The sequence below is a fragment of the Enterobacter sp. QK-SA4 genome (assembly GCF_056856775.1).
In genome coordinates this window covers 1357700-1373060 of record NZ_JBXFXH010000007.1, presented here as the reverse complement: position 1 = coordinate 1373060, position 15361 = coordinate 1357700, and the positions used below count along the sequence as shown (strand labels likewise).

At 53.2% G+C, this 15361-nt stretch carries 15 protein-coding genes; 8 read left to right on the top strand and 7 right to left on the bottom strand.

The window, feature by feature from the left end; all coding sequences use genetic code 11:
* Window positions 1-8 precede the first annotated feature (8 nt).
* A complete protein-coding gene (tssB, locus tag AC1VYI_RS08190; RefSeq protein ID WP_023308708.1) occupies window positions 9-506 on the bottom strand; it encodes a type VI secretion system contractile sheath small subunit in 498 nt (165 codons plus the stop codon).
* Between the two features lie 633 nt (window positions 507-1139).
* Window positions 1140-1277, bottom strand: a complete 138-nt coding sequence (locus tag AC1VYI_RS08185) for a hypothetical protein (RefSeq protein WP_162184392.1) — start codon at window positions 1275-1277, stop codon at window positions 1140-1142.
* A gap of 12 nt (window positions 1278-1289) precedes the next feature.
* Here AC1VYI_RS08185 and lpxP point away from each other — a divergent pair, with 12 nt between their 5' ends.
* Together lpxP and ypdK are read left to right on the top strand one after the other, a co-directional pair.
* A complete protein-coding gene (lpxP, locus tag AC1VYI_RS08180; RefSeq protein ID WP_024907634.1) occupies window positions 1290-2210 on the top strand; it encodes a kdo(2)-lipid IV(A) palmitoleoyltransferase in 921 nt (306 codons plus the stop codon).
* Window positions 2211-2566: 356 nt separating this feature from the next.
* Window positions 2567-2638 (top strand): membrane protein YpdK, encoded by a 72-nt coding sequence (ypdK, locus tag AC1VYI_RS08175; protein WP_099458937.1) that lies wholly within the window; start codon window positions 2567-2569, stop codon window positions 2636-2638.
* 52 nt (window positions 2639-2690) lie between these two features.
* On the opposite strand, the gene alaC is transcribed toward ypdK, so the two are convergent.
* Window positions 2691-3929, bottom strand: coding sequence for an alanine transaminase (gene alaC / locus AC1VYI_RS08170; RefSeq protein ID WP_023308710.1), 1239 nt, complete (start codon window positions 3927-3929; stop codon window positions 2691-2693).
* An 18-nt stretch (window positions 3930-3947) separates the two neighbouring features.
* The gene (locus AC1VYI_RS08165) at window positions 3948-4196 is read right to left on the bottom strand and encodes a hypothetical protein (RefSeq protein WP_100245663.1); all 249 of its coding nucleotides are present in this window, start codon (window positions 4194-4196) and stop codon (window positions 3948-3950) included.
* Window positions 4197-4315: 119 nt separating this feature from the next.
* On the opposite strand from AC1VYI_RS08165, the gene AC1VYI_RS08160 reads away from it, so the two are divergent.
* The gene (locus tag AC1VYI_RS08160) at window positions 4316-6022 is read left to right on the top strand and encodes a sensor histidine kinase (protein WP_023308711.1); all 1707 of its coding nucleotides are present in this window, start codon (window positions 4316-4318) and stop codon (window positions 6020-6022) included.
* Window positions 6023-6025: 3 nt separating this feature from the next.
* Window positions 6026-6751 (top strand): LytR/AlgR family response regulator transcription factor, encoded by a 726-nt coding sequence (locus AC1VYI_RS08155; RefSeq protein WP_023308712.1) that lies wholly within the window; start codon window positions 6026-6028, stop codon window positions 6749-6751.
* Window positions 6752-6786: 35 nt separating this feature from the next.
* Here AC1VYI_RS08155 and glk read toward each other — a convergent pair whose 3' ends face one another.
* Complete coding sequence (gene glk / locus AC1VYI_RS08150) at window positions 6787-7752, bottom strand: glucokinase (RefSeq protein ID WP_226484147.1); 966 nt, start codon at window positions 7750-7752, stop codon at window positions 6787-6789.
* Window positions 7753-7957: 205 nt separating this feature from the next.
* Here glk and AC1VYI_RS08145 point away from each other — a divergent pair, with 205 nt between their 5' ends.
* Window positions 7958-9193 carry an ion channel protein gene (locus AC1VYI_RS08145; protein WP_059446255.1) on the top strand — a complete coding sequence of 412 codons (1236 nt, stop codon included), beginning with the start codon at window positions 7958-7960 and terminating at the stop codon, window positions 9191-9193.
* On the opposite strand, the gene ipdC is transcribed toward AC1VYI_RS08145, so the two are convergent.
* Complete coding sequence (gene ipdC / locus AC1VYI_RS08140) at window positions 9194-10852, bottom strand: indolepyruvate decarboxylase (protein WP_134867301.1); 1659 nt, start codon at window positions 10850-10852, stop codon at window positions 9194-9196.
* Between the two features lie 184 nt (window positions 10853-11036).
* On the opposite strand from ipdC, the gene mgrA reads away from it, so the two are divergent.
* Both mgrA and AC1VYI_RS08130 read left to right on the top strand, forming a co-directional pair.
* Window positions 11037-12035, top strand: a complete 999-nt coding sequence (gene mgrA, locus AC1VYI_RS08135; RefSeq protein WP_134867300.1) for an L-glyceraldehyde 3-phosphate reductase — start codon at window positions 11037-11039, stop codon at window positions 12033-12035.
* A 127-nt stretch (window positions 12036-12162) separates the two neighbouring features.
* Window positions 12163-12516: a DUF2502 domain-containing protein gene (locus AC1VYI_RS08130; protein ID WP_023308717.1), complete on the top strand. Its 354-nt coding sequence runs from the start codon at window positions 12163-12165 to the stop codon at window positions 12514-12516.
* Window positions 12517-12548: 32 nt separating this feature from the next.
* Here AC1VYI_RS08130 and AC1VYI_RS08125 read toward each other — a convergent pair whose 3' ends face one another.
* On the bottom strand, window positions 12549-13787 hold the full coding sequence (locus AC1VYI_RS08125) for an Nramp family divalent metal transporter (RefSeq protein ID WP_023308718.1): 1239 nt from the start codon (window positions 13785-13787) through the stop codon (window positions 12549-12551).
* Window positions 13788-14135: 348 nt separating this feature from the next.
* On the opposite strand from AC1VYI_RS08125, the gene AC1VYI_RS08120 reads away from it, so the two are divergent.
* Window positions 14136-15323: a NupC/NupG family nucleoside CNT transporter gene (locus AC1VYI_RS08120; RefSeq protein WP_008501591.1), complete on the top strand. Its 1188-nt coding sequence runs from the start codon at window positions 14136-14138 to the stop codon at window positions 15321-15323.
* Window positions 15324-15361 lie beyond the last annotated feature (38 nt).

Here is a 15361-nt window from a genome sequence, read left to right as displayed (position 1 = left end):
CGTGATGGTTACGATTTTCTTGATGCCAGCGCGGATAGTTCATTTCGCAACTCAGCGCTAAGCGACTGGTCCAGAACGATTTTTTCCAGCTCCTTTCGGAAGGTCTGGTTATCCAACAAGTTAGCCTTCAGGTCGCGCAGCAAGTTGCGCATCGCCAGCATTGCTTTCAGCTGCGGTATCTGAGCAGCCACCTGCTCTGGCGTAAAATCTTTCATGCTCTGAAAAGTCAGCTGAATAGAGTCCTCACCACCATCCTCGGACAGCGTATTTTTAACGGTTAGATTAAGTTTTGGGGAATATTCAGAAAGAACGCTGTCGAAATTATTTTTCGTGATGTTAACCTTCTCACGCTCAGATATTTGAGCAGACTCCTGACCATTACTGAAATCACCCGCAACCAGTAATTTCAACGGTAATTCCATTTTCTTACTTGCCCCGCCCGTATGCAGGTCAAGCTTCAGGTTTATACGTGCCTTAGGCACCTCATTTTGAAAACTGTCAGCCATTTCATCATCCCTCTGTGTTTTTGCTACGCCAACTTCACGGTATCGTTCTTGATGCACAACATTAGAATAATGATCGACGTAAAATCAAATATAAAGATTATTTACCCGCAATGAGAAATTTCTTAAGAATTTTCCACTAAGACATTATTGCGAATTATCCTTTAGCCTTAGTAAAAGACACTGCCTTCTTCATGCAAAGCGAATATTTGTATCGTAAAAAGGATCACAAACAGAGAGATGCTAATAAAACCATTTTGTTTTGATTTACATCACGGCATGATATCAAAAAAAGATGAATGAACAGCGACAGGTTATTGCGAGCAGATAAAAGACAGAGGTTAATGAATAAATACAAGCGACGAATTGATTTATGGCATGAATAATAGATAAGAATTTTCACAAAGAAAATTCTTATCTATTATTCGAAGGGAAAATAAAACGTATATTAAGGTCCGAAAATAAACACTGCTGCTCTTTTGTCGGCTCACTCCTGCTTACGCAAAGGCTTCAGTTCTCCCCTCAGGCATGAAAATCGCTCTCACTTCTTGAGCTTATACAGTGTAAAATCAAACACCTCCAGAATCGCCGCTTTTTTAATCAAAAACGAGTAATAGCACATATCGTATAAGGGTGCTACATTACGCCGCCCACCCAAATCAGCAGTGGCCAGGCAACGCCGTAAAGTTCGGTAAAGCCTGCAACCATCACCTTGAAGAACGGTCTTATCGGCACGTCGTATCGCAAACTCTGCGCTACCTTTACAGGCTTCACATAGGTTCTACTATTTTGTCTCAATCCAAATTTCAGCGTGCGTTTTTACACCCACGTTACTGGTTTACATGGTTTGGTCTTGGCGTGCTCTGGCTGCTGGTTCAACTTCCATACCCTGTCCTGCGCTTGCTGGGGTCAAAACTGGGCAGCGCTTCCCGCGTTTTTCTGAAACGTCGCGAATCGATCGCGCGTAAAAATATTGAGCTTTGTTTTCCGCAGTACAATGCCGAAGAGCGCGAGAAACTCATCGCGGAAAACTTCAAGTCTATCGGCATGGCGCTGCTTGAAACCGGAATGGCCTGGTTCTGGCCGGATGAGCGTGTCCGCAAATGGTTTGACGTGGAAGGACTGGATAACCTTAAACGCGCGCAGATGCAAAAACGCGGCGTGATGGTCGTCGGCGTTCACTTTATGTCGCTGGAGCTGGGCGGCCGGGTGATGGGGCTTTGTCAGCCAATGATGGCGACCTACAGACCGCACAACAGTGCGTTGATGGAGTGGGTGCAGACGCGAGGCCGCATGCGTTCCAATAAGGCGATGATCAGCCGTAATAACCTGCGCGGCATGGTCGGTGCCCTGAAGAAAGGTGAGGCCGTCTGGTTTGCGCCCGATCAGGATTATGGACGTAAAGGCAGCAGCTTTGCCCCCTTCTTTGCGGTGAAAGATGTTGCGACGACTAACGGCACCTTTGTCATTTCTCGTTTATCGGGCGCCTCCATGCTGACCGTGACGATGGTGAGAAAAGCAGATAAGTCAGGCTATCGTCTGCACATCTCTCCTGAAATGGCTAACTATCCGGAAAATGAGTGCGAAGCCGCGGCGTTTATCAATAAAGTTATCGAAACTGAAATCATGCGTGCGCCCGAGCAGTATCTGTGGATGCACCGTCGTTTCAAAACCCGCCCTCTTGGCGAAGCCTCACTCTATATTTAGCCCTTCATCAGGTTAGTTTCGCTAAGAAACTAACCTTTTCAATGACCTGTCTTCCCGCTGAGTAACTGTCTTTCAATGCGTCGCCCAAAGTGAATTTATTGCGAAGTGAAATCAAACTGTCGCCGTTCCACGACACACGTAAGTGACGGAAATTATTTAAAAAAATCCCTCTTGTCACCTCTCATTTTTAAGCGTACATTAGCGCCGTCTGGCAACAGGAAAGCACAGAATTCTGAGCTGGAGTTAACGGCGTAACGGGAAAATTCTCATTTCCGTTTTAACCGGATTTCAGTTCTCTATAATCAGGTGGACTCTGTTTTTAAATGCGTACCACAAGATACGCGGAGCGATGAAACGTGAAATATTTCTTTATGGGCATTTCGGTGATTGTTTTAGTCTGGGCCGGAACCTTTGCCCTGATGATCTAGTGAAGAACATGCTGTCAAAAAAACAGGAGCCATCGGCTCCTGTTTTTTTATGTCATGACGACGCGGGGTGTTCAGCGACGCTCTTTGAGGTGAGAAGACCGTCGGCCCGGAACATGCTCTTGATGCCCCTCACCGCCTGACGAATACGGTCGCTGTTTTCAATCAGGGCAAATCGCACATGGGTGTCGCCATAATCACCAAAGCCAATGCCCGGCGACACACACACCTTCGCATCCTGCAGCAGTTTTTTGGCAAACTCCAGCGATCCCATCGCCGCATACGGCTCCGGAATTTTTGCCCAGACGTACATAGACGCCTTCGGCATTTCCACCATCCAGCCCGCTTCATGCAACCCTTTTACCAGCACGTCGCGGCGGCGCTTATACTGGGCGGCAATCTCGTGGACACACTGCTGGTCGCCTTCCAGGGCAGCGATAGCGGCGACCTGCAGCGGCGTGAAGGTACCGTAGTCGTGGTAACTCTTAATGCGCGCCAGGGCACTCACCAGCGTTTTGTTACCCACCATAAAGCCAATACGCCAGCCCGCCATGTTGTAGCTTTTCGACAGGGTAAAGAACTCTACCGCCACATCACGCGCGCCCGGGACCTGCATAATCGACGGGGCTTTCCAGCCGTCATAGACGATATCTGCATAGGCTAAATCGTGAACCACCAGCACGTCATAACGCTTAGCCAGCGCAACAACTTTCTCGAAGAAATCGAGTTCAACGCACTGGGCCGTTGGATTCGACGGGAAACCGAGGATCATCATCTTAGGTTTCGGATAGCTTTCGCGAATCGCACGTTCCAGTTCGTTAAAGAAATCGACACCTTCCACCAGCGGCACAGAACGGACCTGCGCCCCGGCAATCACCGCGCCGTAGATATGGATCGGGTAGCTTGGATTAGGTACCAGAACCGTATCGCCATGATCCAGCGTGGCCAGCATCAGGTGCGCCAGCCCCTCTTTCGAGCCGATGGTGACAATCGCTTCACTTTCAGGATCGATATCAACCTGATAGCGATCCTGATACCAGCGCGAGATCGCGCGACGTAACCTGGGAATACCGCGAGAGGTTGAGTAGCCGTGCGTATCCGGGCGCTGGGCAACCGTGCAGAGCTTTTCAACGATATGCGGTGGCGTTGGGCCATCTGGGTTACCCATGCTGAAATCGATAATATCTTCGCCACGCCGACGCGCAGCCATTTTCAGTTCAGCAGTGATATTGAAAACATAAGGGGGGAGACGATCGATACGCGTAAAACGGCGTTCAGGACTGAATTCAGCCATAGATTCCTCAGATTAACGTTAGCGCCCGGACCGTCCGAGCGACGCTGCCACCGATGTGGCATGTTTAGAAAATAACCTGAAAAAAATCATGCTGTCGAGAGGGAAATGAAAAAAAAGCGCTCGACTAAAAACCGGAACCCGGCTGCGCCTAAAAGCGGAAGCCCCTGTTTCGGGATCGGCTGTCTGATAGCTGTTATTTAACAGGATGATATCAAACCAGTTACCTGATGATGCGCCGTTCAGAAAAAAACAGGACGCCTCGGTCATCGCCAGATAATCCCCTTTGTAAATTATGGTTTTTCCTCATTTGATAAACCTGACGGATAGCTGGTCAATACGCGCCAGGTTTTTTATCATGGTTCTTTCCCGTTTTCCCAGGTCTACTCGTGCACGAAATATTCACTATGCTGCTGGCGGTTTTTGATCGTGCGGCATTAATGCTGATTTGCCTGTTCTTCCTGATTCGCATTCGCCTGTTTCGCGAGCTGTTGCACAAATCGGCCCACTCGCCAAAAGAGCTGCTGGCCGTTACCGCCATCTTTTCGCTGTTCGCCCTGTTCAGCACCTGGTCAGGCGTGCCGGTAGAGGGTTCGCTGGTAAACGTGCGCATTATCGCCGTCATGTCCGGCGGAATTTTGTTTGGTCCGTGGGTCGGCGTCATCACCGGCCTGATTGCCGGGACGCACCGCTACCTGATTGATATCGGTGGCGTAACGGCGGTGCCGTGCTTTATCACCAGCATTATCGCCGGGGTGCTTTCCGGCTGGATCAGCCGCAAAATACCGAAAAAACAGCGCTGGCGCGCCGGGATCGTCGCCGGCATGGTGTGCGAAACGCTGACCATGATCCTTGTCGTCGTCTGGGCTCCCACCACCGCGCTGGGGCTGGATATCGTATCGAAAATCGGTATTCCGATGATCCTGGGCAGCGTGTGCATCGGTTTTATCGTGCTGCTGGTGCAAAGCGTTGAAGGGGAAAAAGAGGCCAGTGCCGCCCGTCAGGCCAAGCTGGCGCTGGATATCGCCAACAAAACGCTGCCGCTTTTCCGCCACGTGAACGCGGAATCGTTGCGTCAGGTCTGCGAGATCATTCGCCACGACATCCACGCTGACGCCGTCGCCATCACCAATATTGATCACGTGCTGGCCTACGTTGGCGTCGGGGAGCACAACTATCGCGACAACGATGACACCATAAGCCCGACCACCAGACAGGCGATTAACTACGGTAAAATCATTATTAAAAACAATGATGAAGCCCACCGAACGCCGGAAATTCACTCGATGCTGGTCATCCCGCTGTGGGAGAAAGGCGTCGTGACGGGCACGCTGAAAATTTATTACTGCCACGCGCATCAGATCACCTCAACGCTGCAGGAGATGGCCATCGGCCTGTCGCAGATTATCTCCACCCAGCTTGAGGTTTCGCGGGCGGAACAGCTGCGCGAGATGGCAAATAAGGCAGAACTGCGCGCGCTGCAGAGTAAAATCAATCCCCATTTCCTGTTTAACGCGCTGAACGCTATCTCCTCGTCCATTCGCCTAAATCCGGACACCGCGCGCCAGCTGATTTTTAACCTGTCGCGCTATCTGCGCTACAACATCGAACTGAAAGATGACGAGCAGATCGACATCAAAAAAGAGCTTTATCAGATCAAGGACTACATCGCGATTGAGCAGGCCCGCTTTGGCGACAAGCTCACGGTCATTTACGATATTGATGAAGAGGTCAACTGCGTGATCCCAAGCCTGCTTATCCAGCCGCTGGTCGAAAACGCAATTGTTCACGGTATTCAGCCCTGTAAAGGCAAAGGCGTCGTCACCATCAGCGTTACCGAAAGCGGCAACCGGGTGCGGATTGCCGTGCGCGATACCGGCCACGGGATTGATCCAAAAGTCATTGAGCGCGTGGAGTCTAACGAGATGCCGGGGAATAAAATCGGTCTGCTGAACGTGCACCACCGGGTCAAGCTGCTTTACGGCGACGGGCTGCATATTCAACGTCTTGAGCCGGGCACCGAAATTGCTTTTTACGTCCCGAATGAGCGCTCTCGCGCGCATACGACGACATCACTATTGCCCCAGGTGGAGTAACCCATGAAAGTTATCATCGTAGAAGATGAATTCCTGGCTCAGCAGGAGCTCACCTGGCTTATCAAAACCCACAGCCAGATGGAGATTGTGGGTACGTTTGATGATGGTCTGGACGTGCTGAAATTTTTGCAGCATAACCGGGTAGACGCCATTTTCCTGGATATCAATATCCCGTCGCTGGATGGCGTATTGCTGGCGCAAAACATCAATCAGTTTGCCCATAAGCCATTTATCGTTTTCGTTACCGCCTGGAAAGAGCACGCCGTAGAGGCCTTCGAGCTGGAGGCTTTTGACTATATTCTTAAGCCTTATCAGGAGTCGCGGATTGTCAGCATGCTGCAAAAGCTGGAGGCCGCCTGGCAGCAGCAAACCGCCCCCGCCAGCCCGACGGTACGCGAAAACGACACCATAAATCTGGTCAAAGACGAGCGCATCATCGTGACCCCGGTCAACGATATCTACTACGCCGAAGCGCACGAAAAGATGACGTTTGTCTATACCCGGCGGGAATCGTACGTGATGGCGATGAACATTACCGAATTCTGCAGCAAGCTCCCGGCTGCCCACTTTTTCCGCTGCCACCGGTCGTTTTGCGTAAATTTAAATAAGATCCGCGAGATCGAACCTTGGTTTAACAACACCTACATTTTGCGTCTGAAAGATCTGGATTTTCAGGTGCCGGTAAGCCGCAGCAAGGTGAAAGAGTTTCGTCAGCTGATGCACCTGTAAAGAAAAGGCCCTCTCCTGCGGGAGAGGGCTCTACGTCAGAGGATTTGACCGAGAACCTGACGCAGGTGAGCACCCGAGCCCAGCAGACCAGGGTTATCATGCACGATCAGATAAACCGGAATGTCCTGCACGTAGCTTCTGAAGCGCCCTTTATCTTCAAACCCGCCGCGGAAGCCCGAGGCTTTAAAGAAGTCGAGGAAGCGCGGTACGATCCCGCCCGCGATATAGACCCCACCGAAGGTGCCCAGAGTCAGTGCCAGGTTGCCGCCGAAACGTCCCATGATCACGCAAAACAGCGACAGGGCACGACGACAGTCAATGCAGCTGTCCGCCAGCGCGCGTTCGGTGACGTCTTTTGGCTGCAGGTTTTCCGGCTGACGACCGTCTGATTTCACAATCGCGCGGTACAGATTCACCAGCCCCGGACCTGAAAGAACGCGCTCGGCGGAGACATGGCCGATCTCAGCACGTAACTCTTCGAGGATAATGCCCTCTTCTTCGCTGTTAGGCGCAAAGTCAACGTGGCCGCCTTCACCCGGCAGGCTTACCCAGCGCTGAGCAACATGCACAAGATGCGACACGCCGAGGCCGGTACCGGCTCCGTAAACCGCAATCGGCTTACCCTCGACCGGTTCAGCGCCGCCAAACTGGATCAGATGCTCTGGCTTCAGCATCGGGATCGCCATAGACACCGCGGTGAAGTCATTAATGATTTCAAGATGTGAAAAACCGAGGTTTTTTTTCATCTCGGCGATGGAGAATGCCCAGGTATGGTTGGTCATTGCGACCCAGTCGCCGGTTATCGGGCAGGCTATCGCGATGCAGCCGTCTTCAACGCTAACCTGATGCTCTTCCAGATAGACGCGGACAACGGCTTCAAGGCTTGGATAATCCAGCCCGGAATAGGTTTTCGCCCGGGAAATCTCACCGCTACTAACATCGCACAATGCGAGGCGCGCGTTCGTGCCGCCCACATCACCTACCAAAGCATACTTTGTCATTCTTCTACTGCTCCGCTAAAGTCAGAATAAATCTTTGGGACACTGTAAATTCAAGGCGTGATAACAACAACGGCCATAAGGTGAATGCCCATGGATTATCGATCTTCGTCACAGAATAACTTTACCGTTTCAGCACCTTTTGCACTATTGCCATAAAGCTTAATGTGCAAAGTAACGTAATGCCGTTTTGTACAAGGAAATAATCATGCTCCACCCGCGAGCCAGAACCATGCTGTTGCTGGCAATTCCGGCGCTAATTATTGGCGTGGCCTCAAGTCTGGTGCTCATTGTCGTGATGAAAGTCGCGTCGGTGCTGCAAGCCATGTTATGGACAGCGCTTCCGACAAAACTGGGCGTCACCGCTGATTCTCCAGCCTGGATCGTTGTGATGCTGACGTTAACCGGTATTGCGGTAGGCCTGACGATCCGCTTCAGTCCTGGCCATGCCGGCCCCGATCCGGCGCAGGAACCGCTGATTGGCGCCCCGGTTCCCCCTTCGGCACTGCCGGGGCTGATCGTTGCGTTGATTATCGGTCTGGCCGGCGGCGTCAGCCTGGGGCCGGAGCATCCAATTATGGCGGTGAATATTGGCCTGGCGGTTTTCCTCGGTTCACGCATTTTGCCCCGCGTCGGCGCGCTGGACTGGACCATCCTCGCCTCCGCAGGCACCATCGGGGCGCTTTTCGGCACGCCCGTCGCTGCCGCACTGATCTTTTCTCAGACGCTCAGCAGCAATAACGACGTCCCGCTGTGGGATAAGCTGTTTGCCCCACTGATGGCAGCAGCCGCTGGCGCGCTGACGACCAGCCTGTTTTTCCATCCCCACTTCTCACTCTCCCTCCCCCACTACGGCCAAATGCAGATAGCGGATATTTTCAGCGGCGCCATCGTCGTCGCCATCGCCATTGCGCTGGGAATGGTGGCGGTATGGTGTCTTCCTCGCCTGCACAGGCTGATGCATAAGCTCAAACACCCGGTGTTGATTCTGGGGGCCGGCGGTTTGATTCTCGGTATTTTAGGGGTAATCGGCGGGCCGGTGACGCTGTTTAAAGGTCTGGACGAGATGCAGCAGCTGGCCTTCAGCCAGGTGTTTAGCGTCTCCGACTATCTGCTGTTTGCCGTGATTAAGCTGGCCGCGCTGGTGGTGGCTGCAGCCTGCGGTTTCCGCGGTGGACGCATTTTCCCGGTGGTCTTTGTCGGCGTAGCGCTGGGGCTGATGCTGCACGAACACGTCGATGCTGTGCCTGCGGCCATTACCGTCTCCTGCTCTATTCTGGGGCTGGTTCTGGTTGTCACGCGCGACGCGTGGCTCAGCCTGTTTATGGCTGCGGTGGTGGTACCGGATTCAACGCTTTTCCCCCTGCTTTGTATCGTGATGTTGCCCGCCTGGCTCCTGCTGGCGGGCAAACCGATGATGATGGCCTGGCGAAACGACAAGTAATCAGGCGCTATTGCGCGCTTCCAGCGCTTTGGTGATCGCTCCCAGCAGCGGCGGGATATCCGCTTTCGGCAGCATCACCTCAATCAGCGAGAGCCGCTCGTGGTGCGCCACTTTCTCAAGGACGTCCGCCAGCTGCTCCGCTTCACTGACCCGCCAGCACTGGGCCTGAGGATCAAGGCTCAGAGCCTGCGGGATTTGCGTCCAGTTCCATAGCGCAATGTCGTTATATCGCTGTTCCGGCCCGTGGATCGCCCTTTCCACCGTGTATCCTTCGTTGTTAAGGACCAGAATGATGGGGTGTTGTTTATCCCGCAGCATCGAGCCAAGCTCCTGTATGGTGAGCTGCGCCGCGCCATCCCCCGTCAGCACAATCACGCGCCGGTTCGGGCAGGCGGTTTGCGCGCCAAACGCTGCGGCCAGGGTGTAGCCGATCGATCCCCACAGCGGCTGGACGATAAAATTCACATCAGCCGGAAGACGAAGGTCGATCGCGCCGAAGGCCGAGGTGCCCTGATCCGCAAGGATGATGTCTCCCGGGCGGATAAACGTCTGCAACGTTTTCCAGAAATTGTCCTGCGTCAGCGAGCCATCCGGCTGCGGATAGGCCATAGCGCTTTGAGACGACGGTGCCGGCGCATCGTGCACGTGCTGTTTACACAGCTCCACCAGCGTTTCGATTGCCTGAAGCATGGGGATGCCGGTAAACCAGACGTCACCAACGCGTGATGCATGAGGCTGAACTTCAATTGTTTGTGACGGGGTTAGCTGATGCGTGAAGCCGGCGGTCAGGGTATCGGTAAATCGCGTCCCGATGCACAGCACCGTGTCTGCCCCTTCAATCGCCTCTTTTACCGCCCCGGCGCTTGCCGAACCGCTATACGTGCCGTAAAACCCGGCGTGACGCTCGTCAAATATCCCTTTACCCATCAGCATAGTGGCGTGTGCCATCGGCACGTCCTTGACCCATTTCTGTAGGGCATGCTTCAGGCCGTGGCGCAGGACAAGGAAATCGGCCAGCAGCGCCGTACGCTTGCTCATGGCCAGCTTGTTCTCAGCGGCATCCCGAAACGCTTTCAGGCAGGCGCTATCGGCATGCGCATGCCTGAGAGTGAGAGCGTTTACAGGAGGCGTGGCGGCTTTTTTTGCCACATCCGCAGGCAGCATCAGATAGCCGGGACGACGCTCCCGGAGCATGGTAGTCAATACCCGGTCAATCTCGTAACAGGCGTTTTGTTCGGTCAGAATCGCCTGTGCAACGGTGATCGGTTCGCTCATATGGTAAAAATGACGAAACTCACCGTCGCCCAGCGTATGGTGCAGCAACTCTCCTCTTTGCTGTGACGCCGTACCCGGCGCGCCCACAATATGCAGCACCGGAACGTGCTCGGCGTAGCTGCCCGCAATGCCGTTCATGGCGCTTAACTCTCCTACACCAAATGTCGTCAGCAGCGCGGCAAAACCCTTACATCGGGCGTATCCGTCCGCGGCATAAGAGGCGTTTAACTCGTTGGCACAGCCCACCCAACAGATATCCGGGTTGTCTATCACATGGTCGAGAAACTGCAGGTTATAGTCGCCCGGCACGCCAAACAGATGATCGGCTCCACAATCTGTAAGACGGTCCAGCAGGTAATCGGCGACGCAGTATGGGGTACGCATGAACAGGTATCCTTCTAATGTTGACCTCACCTTGAGTATTAAATAAGCGTGATGACTGTCCAGAATTGGCGATAAGAAGAGCATGGAAAGAATGCTTTACAAAAAAGGCTGCGCTATGCTGCTTTTTTTCGCGTTAATGTAAACGCATACACTGATTTTTTCTTCAGCGCCAGAGGTCATGAGAATGGGTTATCAGCCGGACAAAAATCGTTATCGGACAATGGAATATCGCCGCTGCGGGCAAAGCGGACTCAGGTTGCCCGCCATCTCGCTTGGGCTGTGGCATAACTTTGGCGACACCACGCTTATCGAAAACAGCCGTCAACTTTTACAGCGCGCGTTCGATCTGGGCATTACGCATTTCGACCTTGCCAACAACTATGGCCCGCCGCCGGGATCGGCCGAACGTAATTTCGGCCGTATTTTGCAGGAGGATTTCCTGCCCTGGCGAGACGAGCTGATCGTCTCTACCAAAGCAGGTTATACCATGTGGGATGGCCCTTACGGCGACTGGGGGTCACGCAAATATCTGCTGGCAAGCCTCGATCAAAGCCTGAAGCGCATGGGGCTGGAGTATGTGGATATCTTCTATCATCACCGTCCTGACCCACAAACGCCGCTGCTGGAAACCATGAAAGCGCTTGACCATGCGGTGCGCCAGGGAAAAGCCCTGTATGTCGGGTTATCCAACTATCCTGCGGAACTGGCCCGCAAGGCGATTGATATCCTTGACGATCTCGGTACGCCCTGCCTGATCCACCAGCCGAAATACTCTCTTTTTGAACGTGCGCCGGAAGAGGAACTGCTGAACGTGTTGCAGGAAAAAGGGGTCGGCTGCATTCCCTTCTCGCCGCTGGCCGGTGGACAATTGACAAACCGCTATCTGAACGGCATTCCGGCAGACTCACGCGCGGCAAGCGGCAGTCAGTTCCTTAACCCTGACCAGATCACCGAAGAGAAGCTGGAGAAGGTAAGAAAGCTGAACGCCATGGCGGAAGAGCGCGGTCAGAAGTTGTCCCAGATGGCGCTGGCCTGGGTATTACGCCATGAGAACGTGACGTCAGTGCTGATTGGAGCAAGTAAAACGGCTCAGATTTATGACGCCGTGGGGATGCTGGAAAACCGCCATTTCACTGCTGAAGAACTGGTCCGTATTGATACAATCCTGAACAGCTCAAAATAGAATCACTTTTAGCAAAAAGTGCTCTCATTCAGCAATTCGGAGTTGAGGCGATGAAACGAGGCTTTACCAACTCGTAATATTGCGTTAACAGGCCCCACAAGGGCCCCGATCGTGAAGGAGAAAGAGTATGTTCAGGTCACTGATTCTTGCAGCGGTATTACTGGCTTCAGCCCCGCTGATCGCCAATGCGGGCGAAATCACCCTGTTGCCATCAGTAAAATTACAAATTGGCGATCGTGACGACTACGGCAGATACTGGGACGGTGGCTACTGGCGCGACCGTGACTACTGGAACCGTCACTATGAGTGGCGCGGAGACCGCTGGTGGAAACATGATAACGGCAGACACCGCGGCTGGTATAAAGACAACGCGTATGAGCGCGGCTACCGCGAAGGCTGGAACGATCGTGACGACCGTCGCGGCGGCTGGGATCGCGGCGGGAAAGGACGCGGCCACGGTCATGGCCACGGTCACCATTAATGCAAAAAGGAGCCTCCCGGCTCCTTTTTCTTTTAGAGACCCAACGCGGTGCCAACCAGCAGCCACAGGTTCAGCGCCACTACCACCACCACGATGGCCCACCCGGTCCGTTTCACCAGGGTCGAGTTGACCAGTTCGCCCATCAGGTTTTTGTTGCTGGTAAAGATCAGCAGCGGCACCAGCGCCAGCGCGATACCAAAACTCAGCAGCACCTGGCTCATGACCAGAATTCGCGTAGGATCGAGCCCCATCAGGATCACGATAAATGACGGTAGCATGGTGACGGAGCGACGAACCCACAGCGGAATATGGAAGCGGACAAACCCCTGCATCACCACCTGGCCTGCCAGCGTGCCCACCACCGTAGAAGAGAGACCGGCAGCCACCAGGCTGAGACCAAATATCGTGGCGGCAGCATGGCTCAGTAAGGGCTCCAGCGTGAGATAAGCCTGGTCGAGATCGGCAATACCGGTGTGGCCGTTAAAGTGGAAAGCGGCGGCAGCGGTAGCCATCATCGCCAGATTGACAAACCCCGCGATGGTCATGGCAATCGCCACGTCCCATTTGGTGGCGGAGTAACGCTCTTTGCGCGTCCCACCGTGGAGATGCTGAGTCAGCGAGGAGTGCAGGTAAATCACATGCGGCATGATAGTCGCCCCCAATACCCCGGCAGCCAGGAACACCGCTTCCGAGGTTGGCAGGCTTGGGATTGCCATACCTTTACCGAGCTGCACCAGATTCGGCTGTGAGAAAATCAGCTCCACGATATAGGCCGCCGCGACAAACAGCAGCAGACCGCCGATAACCTTCTCCAGCGGCTTTTGACCTCGACGCTGCAGCATCAGGATCAGGAAAGTGGCAATCCCGGTCAGTACCGCCCCCTGCAACAGCGACACGCCCAGAATCAGTTTAAACCCGATCGCTGCGCCAATAAATTCAGCGAGGTCAGTGGCCATGGCTATGATTTCCGCCTGAACCCAATAGAGCCAGACGGCCGGACGCGGATAATGGTCGCGAATTTGCTCTGCCAGGTTTTTACCTGTGGCAATCCCCAGCTTTGCGGAGAGCATCTGAATCAGCATCGCCATCAGGTTTGCCCAGACGACCACCCACAGCAGCTTATAGCCGAAGCTGGCCCCGGCCTGAATATTGGTCGCAAAGTTACCTGGATCGATATAGCCAATGGCAGCGATGAACGCAGGTCCCATTAATGCGAACCGCAACTTGCGCGCGGCTCTGCCACTGCTACCCTCTACGCGACTGTTTGTCATTTCTGCCTCTGAAATATAGCCTTTGCTATGTTTAATCCTATCAAAATGAGAATGATTATCAAGATCATTTATGCTGTTTACAGTGATTTCTCTGATAGCTTTGAACGATAGACGGGCGGGTAAGTGGGGCGATCTAACAGAAACTGAAATCGCGCGCGCTTTTGTGAAGACTAGCACACAAACTTAACTTTTCACTCATTTACCTAACATAACAAAAATGTATTGTGGATCACTATTTTTGAGACTCGTCACAGGATGTAACTATAGTGTGTCCTCGATCTCGTTTTCTTTTCGCTTGTTACATAGAATGTGCACGAAAATTAAACCTGCCTCATATTTGGAGCAAATATGGACCGCGTCCTTCATTTTGTCCTGGCACTTGTTGTCGTTACTGCACTTGCATTGCTGGTCAGCACAGACCGCAAAAAAATTCGTATCCGTTATGTTGTCCAGCTGCTGGTCATTGAAGTTTTACTTGCGTGGTTCTTCCTGAACTCCAACGTAGGCCTCGGCTTCGTGAAAGGCTTCTCCGAAATGTTTGAAAAACTGCTCGGATTCGCCAATGAAGGGACCAACTTTGTCTTCGGTAAAATGAACGACGAAGGCCTGGCGTTCTTCTTCCTGAAGGTTCTCTGTCCTATCGTCTTCATCTCCGCGCTGATCGGTATTCTGCAGCACATCCGCGTTCTGCCGTTCGTTATTCGTGGAATTGGTTTCCTGTTGTCCAAAGTGAACGGCATGGGCAAGCTGGAATCCTTCAACGCCGTCAGTTCCCTGATCCTCGGTCAGTCTGAGAACTTCATCGCGTATAAAGATATTCTCGGCAAAATGTCCCGCAACCGCATGTACACCATGGCGGCAACCGCAATGTCTACCGTTTCCATGTCTATCGTGGGCGCGTATATGACCATGCTGGAGCCAAAGTATGTTGTTGCGGCGCTGGTTCTGAACATGTTCAGCACCTTTATCGTTCTGTCGCTGATCAACCCGTACCGCGTTGATGCCAGCGAAGAGAACATCCAGATGTCTAACCTGCACGAAGGCCAGAGCTTCTTCGAAATGCTGGGTGAGTACATTCTGGCGGGCTTCAAAGTGGCGATTATCGTTGCCGCCATGCTGATCGGCTTCATTGCGCTGATTTCTGCGCTGAACGCCCTGTTCGCAGCGGTGCTGGGTATCTCCTTCCAGGGTATTCTGGGCTACATCTTCTACCCGGTTGCATGGGTGATGGGTGTGCCAGCTCACGAAGCGCTGCAGGTGGGCAGTATCATGGCAACCAAACTGGTTTCCAACGAATTCGTTGCGATGATGGATCTGCAGAAAATTGCCAGTACGCTTTCTCCGCGCGCGGAAGGCATTCTGTCCGTGTTCCTGGTCTCCTTCGCGAACTTCTCGTCCATCGGGATTATCGCGGGCGCGATTAAAGGTCTGAACGAAGAACAGGGCAACGTGGTTTCTCGCTTTGGCCTGAAGCTGGTTTACGGATCTACGCTGGTGAGCGTCCTGTCTGCTTCTATCGCGGCACTGGTGCTCTAACCTTTAGCGTTAAACAAAAACCGGGAGCCTGGCTCCCG